Consider the following 15,702-nt stretch of genomic DNA (forward strand, 5'->3'; position numbering starts at 1 on the left):
TTTAAGCCCTGCAAAGATCTTGTTCTTGCAGGGTTTTTTATTGGCTGGTAGCTTATGGCTATCAGCTCTTATGGCACCTATGAAGGGCCTGAACGGGAACCAAATGATAAAATATTCTATTTTAAAGTGGAGACTGAAATTCCAATGGCCATGAATACAACTTGCATGGCGAGGGAGCAACCGACAGATAATTGATATGCAAGCCTGGAATGATTTAGCGAAAGATATAATTGAGTCAAATTTTACATACTATTCAAAGAGGGCATTCGCTGATAAATTCCTTATTAAAAGCTGACAGCTAACCGCTCATAGCTAATAGCCAAAAACAACATGAAAACAACTTTCTATAAATACCAGGGAACAGGGAATGATTTTGTGATGATCGATGACCGGGCGGGTGACTTTCCGGCTTCACAAAAATTGATCGCGTCGTTGTGTCACCGCCGGTTTGGGATTGGATCGGACGGATTAATCCTTTTGCAGAATGCAGAGGGTTATGATTTCAGGATGGTTTATTACAATGCGGACGGCGGAGAAGGAAGTATGTGTGGAAACGGCGGGCGCTGCGTGGTACGATTTGCGCATGATCTGGGATTATTTACAGAAAAGACCTCCTTTATAGCGGTGGACGGGCCCCATGAGGCATCCGTAGATAATGAGGTGATCCGCTTAAAAATGTCGCCGGTGGCAGGTATTGAGGGACATGAATCGTACGATTTTATGAATACAGGTTCTCCCCATTACGTGACCTACGTGGACAATGTAAAAGAGGCAGATGTGATAGATACCGGCAAGGATATTCGCTATGGACCGATCTACGGACCGATAGGAGGCACCAACGTGAACTTCGTAGAAGTTCTCGAGGAGAATCATCTGAGTGTGCGTACCTACGAACGTGGCGTGGAGGATGAGACTTACTCCTGTGGCACGGGTGTTACCGCTTGCGCGCTGTCGGCACATGTACGTGAAGGATGGTTGGGACCCATTACGGTTGAAACCATCGGTGGGACTCTGGAAGTAGATTTTGATGAACCGTTTTCGGGTTCCTTTGATGATATTTTTCTGATTGGCCCTGCGATTCAGGTTTTCAAGGGAGAGGTGGAAGTTTAGCTAAAAGCAAAACGAATGAGATGTGCTTCGGAACTTTGTTTTGAAGCATTTTTTTTGTGATACCACACTCATGGCTAACATTGAGGTATGTTTGTTTATTTCAAATGCAGAGTCAAGCTAAATGGCAAATAGTTGACTCCATAGGGTTGAGTCAGCTAAGGGTAGTTCCATTGAACTGCAATTTAACTCTGGAATTCACGACTTCTTCCAACCTACTCCGCCTCAATGATTCCCCCTTTTACATGTAATATTCTTTTGCTGCTCCACTCCGGGATCCGGCAGTAATCCATGGCAGCCACTTTGCTCCGTACGCCGTTGGTGCAGATGACAACGATAGTTTGGTATGAAGCCAAAAGGTCTCTTTTTTCACGTATTTCGGCGAGTGGGATATTGATGCCCCCTTCATTGAATTCTTCAAATTCCCAGCTCTCCCGAACGTCGATCAAAGCGGCGTCCGTGTGAGATCGAAGTAATTCGCGGGTTTCTGATAAGGAAATATCGGTGTACGTGTTTTTAGTCATGCTGTTTACATCCTTTATCGCAATCACATTACAACAAATAACCGCAAACATGAATGGTTATGTTCACACTTGCGGTCGGTATAGGGTCACTTAAATTAACTATCTGCCCGTATCATAAGGATGGTCTTTAACCACCGGTATGTTTCGGGCAATCAGTTTCTGGATATCCTTCAGATATGGTTTTTCTTCTACATCACAAAATGAAAACGAAGTGCCTTTTGCACCCGCTCGTCCCGTCCGTCCGATCCTGTGCACATACGTCTCCGGAATATTCGGGATCTCATAATTGATCACGTGCGTCAGGTCATCGACATCAATCCCTCGCGCGGCGATGTCCGTGGCAACCAAAACACGGGTTGTCTGGCTTTTGAAGTTTTTTAACGCGTTCTGACGTGCATTCTGTGATTTGTTGCCGTGAATCGCCTCGGACGTTACCCCGGCTTTTCTCAGCACTTTAACCACCTTATCTGCGCCGTGTTTGGTTCTGGTGAACACCAGTGCGGTGGCAATCGCGGAATCTTTCAGAATGTGTAACAGCAATGAATTTTTGTCGGATTTATCCACAAAGTAGACGGATTGTTTGATCGTATCTGCCGTTGATGATACGGGCGTCACTTCCACCTTGATGGGATTGCTAAGAATGGTATTGGCCAGTACCACAATCGCAGGGGGCATCGTTGCCGAGAAAAACAGCGATTGGCGCTTTGCAGGCAATAATTTGATCACCTTTTTCACATCATGCACAAAACCCATGTCCAGCATACGGTCGGCCTCGTCCAATACGAATTGTTCCAGCTGGTTGAGTTTGATAAATCCTTGATTGATAAGATCCAGCAACCGGCCTGGTGTAGCAATGAGTACATCCACTCCACGTTGCAGGGCATCTGTTTGTGGCTTTTGCCCAACTCCGCCAAACACCACCGTGTGCCGAATACCTGTGTGCCGTCCATAAGCTGCAAAACTTTCGCCGATCTGTATGGCTAACTCTCTTGTGGGAGTAAGGATCAGCGAACGGATCCTGCTTTTCTCGTGTCGTTGAATCGGATTATTGTAAAGCAACTGAAGCATTGGAATGGCAAATGCGGCTGTCTTACCTGTTCCTGTTTGAGCGCAACCCAACAAATCTCTTTGTTGTAAAATAATCGGTATTGCCTTTGCTTGTATTGGGGTGGGGGTTGTGTATCCTTCTTCTTTCAGAGCCTTGTAGATAGGCTCAATGAGTTCTAATTCCTGAAATGTCATTTGTTATTTTTAAAGGGGGCTCTTTCATAGAATTTAGTATTTTAAAAAGAGCATTAATAGTGTTAAAAGCCTTTCGGTATTACCGGGTAACAGATTCGTACCTATAAACGTTCAATTTAGTTGTAAAGAGCGGTTTTTCGTCCTATAGATACCAAAACGGATGATCGTTTTACGGGTTGTATTTGTCTATTAAGTACAGGTATGGCCCCATAAAGTGATGTATGAATACCTGTTCGTCAGAATCAGGGTAAATCTTATAGTATTCAGCATCAGGGATCAGGGTTATGGTTGGACCGATTCTAACGAAGTTGCTGCTTGGGAAAAAAACGGGTTTCTGGAATTCAGGCAGCGTCCTTTGGATGATCTTTGTGGCATAATCTCCCAGATATTTTTGGTACTTTCGCTGCGCTTTAAACGAAGGGTTTTTTAGCTGATTGTAAGCATGTTTAAGGGCCATCCTTTTCAGGAGTTTTTGCTTTCTGAATATACCATCCACATTTTTGAATGGATTGGTTTCATTAAAATCATTGAGTGTCTGTACAGAAAATGGAAGTTCCGGTACCCAGTCGGCGCCGTTGATAACGTTGTAACCCCATCCGCCCGCAACGGAGTTTTCATACTCGTAACCGTAAAATGTATTGCCTGCTTTTGGCGATGCCGCTGCATAGGTCTTGAAGCGAATGTCTTTTGGTAAAATATGCTGCTTTTGCAGGTGATACAAATGAGACGTCAGCAGATACACCAGTACACCACCCTGGCTGTGGCCGGTTATCATAAAGTCTTTGATCCCAGCTTTGTAGGCTGAATCGATTTTGGGTACGATATCCCTGGCCAGAAATGCCATTCCTACCAGCCAGCCCACATGCACGGCCGCTTTGGGATGATCTGCCAGGTGATATTTAAAAGTAAAGGAATTGGAAAGTGTCAATTGACCGGCAGCCGGAACCATGGCGGCATAGAAGTTTTCAAGCCAGCCCACGGGTTGCGCCGTTGTGCCGCGCACACATATCGCTGCCACACCCTTATTATTTGTCCATAGTTCCCACCTGTTATCCAGGCCCATCACTGGCGACCGGTATACCGATTTAAAGTACTTTGGCGTGGGAGAGTCTTTATCTATATGGTCGAAATGTTTGAGGGACAACTTTTCCATTTCAATGTATTCTTCCTTATCGAAACCAGGTAGAAGTCTGGCATTTTGAGACATTGCCGGTGAATACAAGGCAATTGAAGCCATAAAAATGGCAGCCATGTGCACGTACCGGATGAGCATCCTGGAATACTTTGTCGAAGGAGTCATAGACGTTGATAGAGGCATTATAGATTATCGAGTATTATTATCGATTTAAATATAATCATTCATAGATAAAATACCCTCCATACCTCCTTCATTAGGATGATTTTCCGGTTAGTTCTGCTATCAGCGTGTTCACTTTTTCAAGCCAGATAGTCTGCCCTTCACAGGTCCAATGCGAATCGCCTTTGAGATAGGAAGTATTACCCATTTTCCTGTACTCCGGGAGCACGTTAATAACAGGAATCTGCAATGAGCTATGCTCATTCACGCGCTCAATGAGGTGGTTGTAAATGCCCCAGCCCGGACTTATGACCGAAACCTTGTTGGGAATGATGGACAAAAATACCTGATTGAACCCCATCTGTTCGGCCAGTAATTTACTCTTTGTCATATTGTTGACAATCGTATCCAGTTCCGATTCGGGTAGCGGTGTAAATGAGGACGTAGTTTTTAGAATAGAATGAGGCGCTTCCGCGTCTTTCGATGCTTGCACGGTGTCTGTGTCCATGTAAAAAACCAGATCATTGTCCTGGTTGACGAGGGTCACTTCCTCCCGTACCCGCCCGAAGAATTTATAATTGAAACTAGCTTTCCACTCTTTGATGGCAAGAATGAGCGGATTTTGAAACAGCATCATGTCCAGACGTTCTTCTTTACTATCTGCGGCAAAGGCCAGATCAAGTTTTTGCATGAAGGACGGGTTTCCACGGCTTACAAAAGTCCTGGAATCGGCTACAACGTTGCTTATCGGAGCGGCAAACTTTTCTCTGATGTGTCTCTCCACGCACTCTATCAGCAAAATGTTGTAGGCGGAGGTGTCTGCCTTAAAATGGAGTGCTTCTCCCCAGTGAATGTATTGATAGGAATCTACATTAAAATCCGCCTTTGAAATGCGTCCGGGTTCGGTGAAGCTGTCGCCAATAATGAAAAGATTGATTTTTTTATTTCCTGTTTTATTGGCAGGGGGAATGTATTGAGGACAATCTTTTTTAGGATCTTTAAACTGTGGCAGGTTTGAAAGCCGGTACAGGTCGCCGAACTGGTATCCGTCAGTGAATAGATTCAGCTTTCCCATATACCTGAAAATATCTGTGTTTAAAACAGCTAACCAGATCAACGAGGCGAAAAGTAAAATGAAGTATTTAAGAAATCTCATGGGCTATCGTAGCTTAATGGACCATACCTGGATTTTTTTCTCAGATCGACTGAATATAAGAAGCTTGTAATATCCGGGTTGATAAGTTAATTGTATGGGCATTTCAGACGGAATAGCCTTGTCGCCCAGGCGTTTGCCCGTCATATCAAAGATGGTAGAGTAATTGCCTGAACCAATGGTGATAAATCGGTTGTCAACTCCGAAAAAATGATACTGGATGATAGCACCCGGCTTTACATCTTTGATTGTAAATAGTTCGTCTCCATCCTTGGTGATGATGGAAGCCCGCGAACTCGATGAACGAACGAGTATCCAATCCAGTGAATTTCGGTCAAAAACAACTTTAAAAGTGGAGCCGGGTTCGGGACGTAAAAGTTGCCTGCGAGATGTTATTTTACCGTCCAGACTGATCCTGATCAATTCTCCCGAGGCGCTTACCCCTACCAGTTCAGGCTGGCCGGTACCCGGGTTTTGTGTCCAGGTGAATGCACTTTCTGTCCTGGTAAGTATGTCCACAGGAAATCCCCGTTTGATCGAACCGTTATCACTTAAGACATAGATTTTTCCGTTTCGTTGCGTCACGATGAAGCCTCTGTTGCCAATCTGATTTAAAGTTACCACCGGGCTCTGTATACCTTCGAATCTTACAGATCTGCTAAGTTTTCTTATTGGTTTGCTCGCACTTTCCCAGATGAAAAGTTCCTGCTCTGCGTTTTGGATAATAAACCGGTTACTACCATCATCGCCGCCATCAATCAGGAAAAGGGCCGTGATGGGCGAAGCGGAAGGTAATGATTTCGAGAAACGTGTGATGGTGGTGGAGTCATCTTCATCGATTGCATACACCTGATCACTTGTCGCAAATACTCGTTGCTGACGCCCGATGTTCAGGAAATCGACCTTATAGGCCGACGTCACGATGGGTCCGTTGAGCTTGGCAATGCTTTCCGTTTTCCCGGTTTTAAGGTCACTTGTTCTCAGAAGATTGTAATTGATATCCGTCAAAAGGACCTCAGAGCTTCCATCGACTGGATTCTGTAAAGCGGCCAGGCCGGCATCGTAAATGACCGGCCATTCAATATCAATATTAAGGAACGTGCGGTTGAGCACTTTGGCGGGGGTCTGTCTTTTTTTAGCCGTAAGTGTAATGGAAGGATACACGTCACCTCCGTCATAGCGGCATTGGATGAGCACGGTTTCCATTTTCGCAGTCAGATCGCTGTAAGATTTCGTAGAGCTCGTTGACGAACGTGACTGTGCTTTACGCAGATTGACGATCATGGACAGCTGTGCCGTTGATTGCGCATCAATGAGCACGCTGTCAAATTCAGGCGATTGCTTCCAGGTTAGCTGGTTTTCATAATCAACAATGTAATTCTGCAATACCTGGGCATTATTGCTCATCACCATGTAGGGGGCGATGTAGGTGATGTAGGTTTTCGGAAAACCTTTGAACATCGCACCGAAAAGGCCATCCGGCATCTCAGGAATGTCCATGGAATAGATGTCATAGCCCTGAAACCGGTCAGAGGATACATTTAATTCTTTTGCCGAAAGTCGCGCTAATTTCTGTAGAGTAGGGCGTAGCTTATCGTAGTTGGCATAATGTGCAAGAAGTATCTTTCCGTCATTGATACTGTTATTTTCCTCCAGCTGGCACAATATCAGCTCAGAACCCAGGTTATCCAGAAAGAGATTGGTTTCTTTACCAATATGGTAGTTCATCCTGGCCCAGGCCTCAGACTTATTGTTTTTGTGCCATTTTAAAAATTGCTTTTTAAAGGTGGCCTGATCGCTCAGTGAAAGCCGGTAAAAAAAGGACGTTTGTTGGGAGATGTGCTTATGTCCGGCAAAGGGACTGCCGGGGTTTGTACCGATCCAGGAACTAAGATAGTATCCAGGTGTGGCTGAACCCGTCGAGCTAAGCATCAGCGCGTTCTTTTTGTCCGTTCTGTCGATATGGTAGTCCTGGAATCCAGGGAAATTTTTTACAAATTCGCCTAACGTGCTGGTTTCGCTGGCATGAGGAACCACTGATTTCCATGCTTCAGTTTTCAAGTACAGGCTTGTGCCATATTCCGAATCGGGGATTTTTGAAAATCGGAAACGTAGCTGAAAAGATTCAATGTTTAATGAGGAAGTGCGGACAACGTCTTCGATCAGGTCTCCATAGTAGCTCACCACCAAAAAGTGGTCCTTGATCATATATGAAAACAAGGGCTGAGACTTTTGGTCACTCACATCTGTGATTTTCTGATCCTGAAAATTGTGGTGAAGTACCCTGACGTTGGTTTGGGTAGGACTTTTGAGCCAGGCGGATTCAGCAGCCTCTCCTAGCGGAATGTATAGTATAACGCCCCATTCGGTATTGGTTCTGGGATGAAAAGAATACGATATGGCCTTGCCTTTCAGAAATCGGTGAAGCTTTGCCGCGTCCGGTGAGATCAGATTCAGCAACGATAGATTGTCACTGGCAATATCCAGGAATGGCAGGCGCTTAAGATCCAGTCCTGCCTCCGTTGCCGTGTAACTGGAATCCTGCAGATGCTCGCTACTGATTACCACCACTGCGTTAGAAGGTATGTACTTCCAGGCGGCTGAGGAGCCTCTGTACCAATTAAATAAAAAATATCCTGCCAGTGCAAAAACAGCTGCCAGCAGGATCGTTATGATTCGTTTTTTCGACACAAGCTTAACCGGTTGGCAGTTTTAGGTCGGCATCCAGCTACTGCCAAATGGTTTTTGAGTCAGTAACACACGACAAGCTTAATGCGTAGATTACGCACACATTCATTCCACTTAGGCGCGCAGTGCTTTTACCTTTTGGTTGAGCTCCATACGAAACCGTAGGAGTTCCTTAAAGCTACGAATACAAACTTTCCATAAGTTCCATTTTACAATGGACACTTCACCGGTCTCCCGATCTTTATGTGTGATAGGAATATCAAAAGTCTCCTGGCCGGACTTTTTCGCCATGACCGACAAGAAAATATTGGGTGCAAAAGGCTCAGGATTAGGCAATTGATCCATCAGTTTTTTGAGAAATGATCCTCTGATAAGCCGGAAAGGAATATTGCTGTCCATGATGAAAGCTCCGTAAACCAGGGAGATGGTCCCGCGGAGAAATTTGGTTATGAATAACCGCACACCCGCATCATGACGAACTTCGCGATACCCAAGAATGAACTGTGACTGATCCTTCTTAGCCCATAATTTATCAAAATCATCTGACACGAACTGATCATCGCTGTCCGTTTGAAATACGTACTGCGAATTTAATTCCAACGCTTTTCTATAGCCATTGACAACGGCATTTCCATGTCCTCCGTTTTTCTGGTTAACAACAGTGAGGTGTGTTACTTCACGTTGCAATTTATCCAGAAGTACTTTGGTGTTATCCTTTGAACCATCATTGATCACGATCAAGGTTGTATTTTCCCCGGGGAAGCGGTTTTTCAGAAAACTTGTCCAATTGTGAACTACTTTTTCGATACAATCCTGTTCATTGTATGCGGGCATTACTATGCTAAGAAATGTCATTAAGAAGCTTTTTTGGTATTGGTGTGCGAAATTAAGTAAAAAAGCTGTAACCAGCTTATTGCATTATTATTATTTAGCAAGCGGTGCTCACCCTTTGTTGGTTGACATAGAATCTGTCTATTCCTGTTGCTTACTGTTTATTTATATTGAGTTCGTGTGAAAATGGCTGTAAAATGCATTCTGAGCAATATTTTATTTGGCGTATCTGTCCTTTAGTGTATTAATGGGTTTTTCAAAGAAATGCCACGAAATTGCCGCCACGATCACTGTAAACATGCAAACCACCACAAAGTGAAAAGGCGGGAATTCATGCAGACCGGGAAACAGGCGATACATTTTGTTGAAGAACCGCACCACAGGATGGTTGGGGCCGCTATGGTAGCTGTTGAAAACAAAGTTATGATAGAGATAGATTCCATAGCTGATTTTGCCAAGATACACACTTACCCGGTTTTCCAGAAAGCCTGCCATCACACCGGTATATCCAATTACAGCGTTTCCGATGAGGAAGAAGCAAAATGCGGAGGCTATGAAACGATCTAAAAGGATTTTCACCATATTATATTTGTTGGCAGGCACGTAGTTCAGCTCAATATAGTGTGACCAATAATAAACCGATAGCCAGGCAAGCAGCCCCAGAAGGGCAGACCATCGTTTACTGAATAGTTTTTCAAAAGTCTCTTTTCGGTAGAGTTGTAGCCAGGCCATTATACCGCCAAATGCGAAGGAATCTAGGCAGGCGGGCATGGAAACGTAAGACACCATCCAGTTTTTTCCGCTTAAATAGAAGAATAATCGAAGCAGAACCGCCAGAATACCCATGACGACCAGCACCGATACCAGATTCTTCTTTGGAACGAAAAATATTAGAAATGGGAAAAATAGATATACCTGTTCTTCCACTGCCAGTGACCAGAGGTGGTCTACGGAACCCATCCAGGTCTCATGCAAGGCCATGTAAATGTTGGTGCCATAAAGCAAAAGCCACGGCAGGAATTGTCGGACCGACGGCTCGCCAACAATGTACAAAATCAGTATGCTCAGATAGTAAACGGGGAAAATTCGTATCGTTCTGCGAATGAGAAACTTACGAAGGTATTTTCCGAATCCGCCGGGTTCGCTTTTCAGTTTCTCGCGACTTTGCATGAGTATACGCGATATCAGAAAACCGCTCAGCACAAAAAACATGGTAACGCCAAGCTCTCCCAGGGGATAGGAGGTATCCGTTAGGTGAGCAAGCAGCACCAGCGCCACCGCAATGAACCGGATTCCATCGAGCTGTATGATATGTCCCTTTGTGGTTGCGTGCATGACTACCAGTTTACATTAACCTTTTTTTGCGTCGTTTCCTTTACTAAAACCTTGTCACCTTTTAGTAAAATCCCGGTCTGATCTCCTTCCTGACGAATGATTCCAATTTTATATTCACCTGCTTTAAGGCTCTCTTCGGGATATGAAATTTCTGTGTCGTAACCGGGAGCAAAGTAATATTGTTTCAGGAATAATTCTTTCCGGTTTTTATTTCTCATGCGGTACGCAGGAAACACATAAAACCGATCTTTTGAACTGAGTAAAACATAAATTCCACTGTCTTGTAACCGTTGGCTTGTGAAGCTTTTGTTGCTAAGCTTAAGGGAGGTTTCCCCCTTTGTGAACGCCGTCTGTTGGTAAAGTTCTGTGAGCAGGCGCGTTTCTCCGGCATAGCCCTGCTTGTCAGCAAGGGAAATCATGGGGAGCCATTTTTCGTAAAATACGGTTGTTTTAGCTACTATATTTGCAGCCAGCGAAGTGTCTGACGCTGCCCTTAATTCTTTGTTGGTGTAGGTCCAGTTGAACTGCGATGTGGTAAGATACTTACGCAAATTGTACGCATCCACGAGGTGATAGTGATAGCTGAACACGTTAAACGTAATAGCCAGGGCGATGATTGTGGTTATATATGGCGAAAGAAAACTGCCTCTAATCGGAATGACAACATAGAGGTATGCGGTGATCAACAGCAGAATTGAATATATTTTATACTTGCTGCTGATGAGAACCTCCAACCCGAAACCTGCACGTCCGTAGACGATTACAAGGGCGGTTCCCAGGATAAAAAGGATTGTTCCAAGACAAAACAAGTCGGTCAGCTTTTCAAACTTGACTGAGTATTTATTCCGCATTATTCGGAAAAGCGTTGTTGAGACAATGGAAATGGCTACTAAGAATAAAACACAGCCCAGTAAAAAACACACCCTGAAATGATCCATTACCGGGAATGATTCCGCAAATGAACCTAAGAAAGCCATGAAACCTTTAATAAGTTGGAGGACAGACGCTTTCGACTCCGGATTTTGGGCCGGCTCGAAGCCTCTGAAGTAAAAGAATACTGCTGCAACACTGGTCACAATCCATAATGCAAGCCGCTGTCTGTTACCTGTAAGAAAAATCAGTAGCGCCCCGATGGGCAAGATAAAAATTCCGTTTGGACTTGTAAATACCGTTAAAACGGCCAGAGGGACCGAAATGGCATACAGGGAGTTTTTAGGGTTTACACACAAATAAAGCGTCCACAAGGAGAGTGTCACCACCCCAAAGTTTTGTATGGATGCCATTCCCCAGTACATATTCTCCCATTGCGCCAGTGAAAGCCACAAAAATGGTATAGGTAAAAGAGCAAACAGGGGTTTTTTGTTATTTTTAAGAATAACGTGACAAAGCGGGAGCATCCCCAGCAGCAGAATATTTCCTGCCAGCATTAAATCCTTGTAATTCAACGACCCAAAAACCTGGAAGTCAAGCCAGGTAACGAGCCTGGTAAGCACAATGCGATGCTCGTTATGTTGTTTGAAAAGCGCAGTAAGTTTTGTCTGCCAATCGCTGGCACGATCAAAATCAATAATAAATTGTTTCAGCGGATGATCGTCCCATTTCGGAATATTGATCGCGTAATAATCCCACACTCCGAAGTACAATACAACCGGAATTAGTAAAAACAGGCTTACAATTAGCTTTAAAGCCCCTTTTGTCATGCCGGAATCAAAAGATTATGGATGTAGGAAACAATGCCACCGCTGTCCAGGCCAGATAGTTTCTGGTGATACGCCTGGCTGCCGTACCTTTTATTGGGGTAGCCTTCTGCTTTAATACTTTTAAATGAGGATATGTGCACGCCATGTTCAAGCAACTGAACGGAGAGTTGTTGGGCCAAACCACCTGTGCTCACATGCTCTTCGGCAACAAGAATCTGAGGCGTTTTCTCTAAAATCCGGTAAATCTCGTCTTCCATGTTTAATGGAAAATGTAACGCCGAGATCACGTTGATTTTTGTAGATAGTTCACCCAACTGATCCAGTGCAGAAAGAACGTTGTTAGCTATGGGCCCAAGCGCGAAGATGGTTACCTCGGGAGCGTCTCCCAGGTGTAAAATCTTGAATGAGCCGGATGCATAACTGTTTGCCGGCAATGTTTTGCCTGCACCTAGTCTCAAATAAGCTGGACGGGCGTCAGAAACAATCTGATTAATAACGGGTTCTACTTCGTCTGCGAAGCCTGGGACCCACACATTTGCATTTTGCAAACCGCTGAGGCAGGCCAGGTCCTCCAAAGTGTGATGGCTGCTTCCCATAATTCCATAGCCATAACCACCACCGTTTCCTACCAGAAAAACGGGCAGATTATTGAAACAAACATCATTTCGGAATTGCTCCAGGCAGCGATAAACGATGAATGGGGCGATGCTGTAACAAAACACTTTATATCCTTTGTGGGCAAAACCCGCAGCCACACCCACCATATTTTGTTCGGCTACACCGGCATTGATAAATCGTTTGCCAAGCTTTACCTGGAGATTCTCTAATGCATTGTAGCCAAGATCGCCCGTTATGAAAACGATCGAATCGTCTTCATCGGCAAGTTTTTCTATGGCATTGGAAAATTCTTTTCTCATTTTCTTAGCTGTTTTACCAGTGTACGAATCTCGTCGGCTGTTTTGTATGACTTGGATCCACGTCTGATGCGCGTTCGGATATACTTAGGTCGCTTTTTAGTTTCTTCGAATATTTTGGTAATGTATTCTCCCAAAAAGGAAATTCCCAGAATGGTGAGACCTCCAAAAAATACAACCAAAACAATAACTGTACTGATGCCCCGTGGCGTATCGGGGAAGAAAAATAGTTTGGCCAGAATTTGGTAAATAATACCCAGAATGGACAGGCCGGTCAGGGTAAATCCTGCATAACTCATCAGTTCCAATGGAGCAAAACTGAAAGAAAAAATGGCTTTTTTAGCCCACCAGATGTTTTTTGTCCAATTGTTGGTAGAGACGCCAAACATGCGTTCGGGTCTTACATAAGGTACACCCGTTTGCTTGAAACCGACCCATGCACGTAGTCCGCGTAAAAACTGTTCCGTCTCAGGGAGATCTACCAGTTCCTTAACCACCTTGCGGTCAATCATGGAAAAGTCGCCAGCGTCCCGGGGTATGGGTATGTAGCTCAAACCCTGAAATACTTTGTAAAATGTCTTGTAAAAGAAATGAATATGCGGTTTCATTTCGCGTTGTACGCGCACGCCGTACACCACGTCGTTGCCATCCATCCATTTTTCGTAAAAAGCCGGGATTACTTCCGGAGGATCCTGCAGATCGCCATCCATCAGTACCACACAATCACCCGTGGCTATTTCCATTCCGCTCAAAAATGCAGATTGTGAGCCGAAATTACGGGAGTGGCTGATCCCCACAACGTTAGGGTCTTTGTCGCAAATGCCATTGATGATTTCTTCCTGATTATCCGGAGAGCTGTCGTTGACAAAGATAATCTCGTAACGAACCTTCAGCTCATTAAAAGTTTTCACCAGCCGTTCATACATGAAGGGGATAGCCTGTGCGTCCTTGTAACAGGCGATGATCGCCGTGATAATCGGGTTGAGCTTGGGATTTTCAAAGGCAGGGATAATCGAATCTTCGTATTTAATGCCATCCTGCCATGCTCTGGTTTTTTCAAGGCCCACTTCAAGAGAGGTACGCGCTTTCCATCCAAAGTCATTTTCAAAAGCGGACGGATCACCATACCATTCTGCAAGATCCCATTTTCTGTTCGACATCGATCCCCATTGAGGTTCCTGCGGTATATCAAATGTTCTGCGGGATGTTTCTACCAGGTCCCCAATGGTCGTTTTTCGCCCAGTGGCAATGTTGTAGGAGTTTCCCGATGTAGCTTTGGTTAAATTTATGGCTGCATCAACGAATGCTTCCACACAGTCTTCGATAAACACGAAATCGCGGCTAATATCGGGTGAAACCAGTGATGGGAGCTGTTTTTTTCGTGCACTTTCTATGAGCTTGGAAATAAGGCGGTCCGGTTCCTCCCAGTAGCCGTAGATGGAATACAACCTCAAATTGATTGTTTTGAGATCAAATTGTTTTGCATAGTATTCCAGCAAATACGCTGCCGACACTTTGGATACGGCATAATGACTATTAGGCTCTACACGATCTGTCTCTTTGGGTGCGGTACAGTTATTTCCGTACTCTGAACTGCTTCCGGCATGGACATAAACCATTTCTTTTGTACAGTTCTGAAGAATATTAACCGTACCAATCACGTTGGTTTCGTAGGTCAGATTAACATTACTTTGTTTGCTGTAGGCACCGTAAGCGGCAAGATTGAAAATGGTCTGTGGTTTATATTTTTCAAAAACCTCAGATACAGAGTTGTGCGAGAGAATATCGCAATGAACTATATTTTCAAACGGCACATTCAGCAATTTCAGGCGCCATGCCTTCGTGGCATCGTGAGTCAGGGCGTAGCAATCCTGTCTTATTTTGAAGATATCGTTGAAAAGATTGGCACCAATAAATCCACTGGCTCCGAAAACAAATATTGGGCCTTTAAGTTGTTCTATCTTTTCTCGGTAGACCGGTAAATGATCAAGCATTCGTTAGTTCGTTAAGATATCGTTCCTTTACCTCCAACGTGGCTTGCTCGTACTGATCCTTATTCATGGGCAAATAATGCCATTCGAGCTTGTTTTCCATGTAAGAAACCCCTTTTCCTTTTACTGTATTGGCAATTATAGCCTTTGGTAAGCCATTCTTACGGGCTTTCAATTCATTGATTACCCTGCTTACAGACTGAATGTCATGGCCGTCTACTTCAACCGTTTCAAAGCCAATGGCACGCCACTTTTCTACGGAAGCGGTTACACCCAGGACCTGGTCGGTAGACCCGAAGCCCTGCAAACCATTGCGATCTACAATCATAAATAGGTTATCCAGGCCATTTTGAATGGCATAATGTGCAGCTTCCCAGGTGGTTCCCTCATTTGTTTCACCATCAGAAAGCAACGCAAATGAATAAGAATCCTCGCCTCCGATCTTGGCCGCATGTGCAATGCCCGTGGCGATCGGCAAGCCGTGGCCCAGGGAGCCGGTTGCAAAAGGAATGCCTTTATATTGCTGAGGGGCCGGATGAGCCGGTAGGGTGGTGCCGTCAAGGTAAAAGGTATCTAATTCTTCATCTGTAATTTCACCCAAAACATTCAAACATACATATAGGGCTGCCGCGGCATGACCTTTTGACAAAATGAAAGTATCGTCTTCGGATTTGTTAAGAAATAAAACAGCAATCATCAGATCGATGCAACTCAATGAGCATCCTATGTGACCAGCATTTGCTTTATGATACAGGCCCAGAATCCTAAGCCGCAGGTCGCCACTTATTTTTCCGGGATCGTTTTTGATTTCTTCAAAGGTCATAAGTGCATTGTGTGTTGATTCTCAATTATCTCCGCAAGTGCCGTGGTACGAATAAAAGTTGAAAAATATCCTGTGGATTGCGAATTTGGCCGCAATA

General features: G+C 44.5%; 12 protein-coding genes. 1 reads left to right on the plus strand and 11 read right to left on the minus strand.

Annotated features, from left to right (window positions below; genetic code table 11):
• Window positions 1-330: 330 nt before the first annotated feature.
• Window positions 331-1,110, plus strand: coding sequence for a diaminopimelate epimerase (gene dapF / locus DYADSP32_RS00420; protein WP_149244545.1), 780 nt, complete (start codon window positions 331-333; stop codon window positions 1,108-1,110).
• A gap of 212 nt (window positions 1,111-1,322) precedes the next feature.
• Here the strand turns inward: dapF and DYADSP32_RS00425 are convergent, their stop codons facing one another.
• The 11 genes from DYADSP32_RS00425 to DYADSP32_RS00475 form a co-directional block, all read right to left on the minus strand.
• A complete protein-coding gene (locus DYADSP32_RS00425) occupies window positions 1,323-1,631 on the minus strand; it encodes a rhodanese-like domain-containing protein (protein WP_149244544.1) in 309 nt (102 codons plus the stop codon).
• Between the two features lie 99 nt (window positions 1,632-1,730).
• Window positions 1,731-2,873, minus strand: coding sequence for a DEAD/DEAH box helicase (locus tag DYADSP32_RS00430; RefSeq protein ID WP_149244543.1), 1,143 nt, complete (start codon window positions 2,871-2,873; stop codon window positions 1,731-1,733).
• A 169-nt stretch (window positions 2,874-3,042) separates the two neighbouring features.
• Complete coding sequence (locus DYADSP32_RS00435) at window positions 3,043-4,173, minus strand: lipase family protein (RefSeq protein WP_414617392.1); 1,131 nt, start codon at window positions 4,171-4,173, stop codon at window positions 3,043-3,045.
• 91 nt (window positions 4,174-4,264) lie between these two features.
• Entirely contained in the window at window positions 4,265-5,326 is a 1,062-nt protein-coding gene (locus DYADSP32_RS00440; RefSeq protein ID WP_149244542.1) for a hypothetical protein, read from the minus strand.
• A gap of 3 nt (window positions 5,327-5,329) precedes the next feature.
• On the minus strand, window positions 5,330-8,014 hold the full coding sequence (locus DYADSP32_RS00445) for a hypothetical protein (protein ID WP_149244541.1): 2,685 nt from the start codon (window positions 8,012-8,014) through the stop codon (window positions 5,330-5,332).
• Window positions 8,015-8,125: 111 nt separating this feature from the next.
• Window positions 8,126-8,866, minus strand: a complete 741-nt coding sequence (locus tag DYADSP32_RS00450; protein WP_414617393.1) for a glycosyltransferase family 2 protein — start codon at window positions 8,864-8,866, stop codon at window positions 8,126-8,128.
• 192 nt (window positions 8,867-9,058) lie between these two features.
• On the minus strand, window positions 9,059-10,177 hold the full coding sequence (locus DYADSP32_RS00455) for an acyltransferase family protein (protein WP_149244539.1): 1,119 nt from the start codon (window positions 10,175-10,177) through the stop codon (window positions 9,059-9,061).
• A 2-nt stretch (window positions 10,178-10,179) separates the two neighbouring features.
• Window positions 10,180-11,877, minus strand: a complete 1,698-nt coding sequence (locus tag DYADSP32_RS00460) for a hypothetical protein (protein ID WP_149244538.1) — start codon at window positions 11,875-11,877, stop codon at window positions 10,180-10,182.
• A complete protein-coding gene (locus DYADSP32_RS00465) occupies window positions 11,874-12,794 on the minus strand; it encodes a transketolase C-terminal domain-containing protein (RefSeq protein ID WP_149244537.1) in 921 nt (306 codons plus the stop codon). Before DYADSP32_RS00465 ends, DYADSP32_RS00460 begins: the two co-directional genes overlap by 4 nt.
• Window positions 12,791-14,785, minus strand: coding sequence for an NAD-dependent epimerase/dehydratase family protein (locus tag DYADSP32_RS00470; protein ID WP_149244536.1), 1,995 nt, complete (start codon window positions 14,783-14,785; stop codon window positions 12,791-12,793). Before DYADSP32_RS00470 ends, DYADSP32_RS00465 begins: the two co-directional genes overlap by 4 nt.
• The gene (locus DYADSP32_RS00475) at window positions 14,778-15,605 is read right to left on the minus strand and encodes a transketolase (protein WP_149244535.1); all 828 of its coding nucleotides are present in this window, start codon (window positions 15,603-15,605) and stop codon (window positions 14,778-14,780) included. Before DYADSP32_RS00475 ends, DYADSP32_RS00470 begins: the two co-directional genes overlap by 8 nt.
• Window positions 15,606-15,702 lie beyond the last annotated feature (97 nt).

Origin of the sequence: Dyadobacter sp. 32, assembly GCF_902506755.1 — a bacterium.
Taxonomy (GTDB): Bacteria; Bacteroidota; Bacteroidia; order Cytophagales; family Spirosomataceae; genus Dyadobacter.

Bases quoted from the DNA above. Each gene is read 5' to 3' on its own strand.
- dapF (WP_149244545.1), top strand. From the start codon at position 331: ATGAAAACAACTTTCTATAAATACCAGGGAACAGGGAATGATTTTGTG.
- DYADSP32_RS00425 (WP_149244544.1), bottom strand. From the start codon at position 1,631: ATGACTAAAAACACGTACACCGATATTTCCTTATCAGAAACCCGCGAA.
- DYADSP32_RS00430 (WP_149244543.1), bottom strand. From the start codon at position 2,873: ATGACATTTCAGGAATTAGAACTCATTGAGCCTATCTACAAGGCTCTG.
- DYADSP32_RS00435 (WP_414617392.1), bottom strand. From the start codon at position 4,173: ATGACTCCTTCGACAAAGTATTCCAGGATGCTCATCCGGTACGTGCAC.
- DYADSP32_RS00440 (WP_149244542.1), bottom strand. From the start codon at position 5,326: ATGAGATTTCTTAAATACTTCATTTTACTTTTCGCCTCGTTGATCTGG.
- DYADSP32_RS00450 (WP_414617393.1), bottom strand. From the start codon at position 8,866: ATGACATTTCTTAGCATAGTAATGCCCGCATACAATGAACAGGATTGT.
- DYADSP32_RS00455 (WP_149244539.1), bottom strand. From the start codon at position 10,177: ATGCACGCAACCACAAAGGGACATATCATACAGCTCGATGGAATCCGG.
- DYADSP32_RS00460 (WP_149244538.1), bottom strand. From the start codon at position 11,877: ATGACAAAAGGGGCTTTAAAGCTAATTGTAAGCCTGTTTTTACTAATT.
- DYADSP32_RS00465 (WP_149244537.1), bottom strand. From the start codon at position 12,794: ATGAGAAAAGAATTTTCCAATGCCATAGAAAAACTTGCCGATGAAGAC.
- DYADSP32_RS00470 (WP_149244536.1), bottom strand. From the start codon at position 14,785: ATGCTTGATCATTTACCGGTCTACCGAGAAAAGATAGAACAACTTAAA.
- DYADSP32_RS00475 (WP_149244535.1), bottom strand. From the start codon at position 15,605: ATGACCTTTGAAGAAATCAAAAACGATCCCGGAAAAATAAGTGGCGAC.